We start from the raw sequence: 237 nt of genomic DNA, 5'->3' as shown, positions 1-237 counted from the left end.
ATACCTGTCTGATGGCGCGCTCTGCGAAGCGGTAACGCGTGAAGGTGCTGGCTGGGATAGCGATTTTCTAGCCAGTATTGGTCAGCAGTTAGGAACGGCTGAATCCCTTGAACTGGGGCGGCTGGCGAATGTGAATCCGCCTGAATTATTGCGCTACGATGCGCAAGGACGCCGTCTGGACGATGTGCGTTTTCACCCCGCCTGGCACCTGCTGATGCAGGCGCTATGTACCAATCG

General features: G+C 57.0%; 1 pseudogene. It reads left to right on the top strand.

What is annotated here, in order from left to right:
* Positions 1 to 237: pseudogene (locus tag SB756_RS35110) on the top strand (DNA alkylation response protein); the annotation flags it as partial.

Source organism: Pseudomonas sp. SIMBA_068 (assembly GCF_046534705.1).
GTDB lineage: Bacteria > Pseudomonadota > Gammaproteobacteria > Pseudomonadales > Pseudomonadaceae > Aquipseudomonas > Aquipseudomonas putida.
Note: the sequence above shows the minus strand (reverse complement) of the source record. Positions and strands in the feature narration are given on the sequence as shown.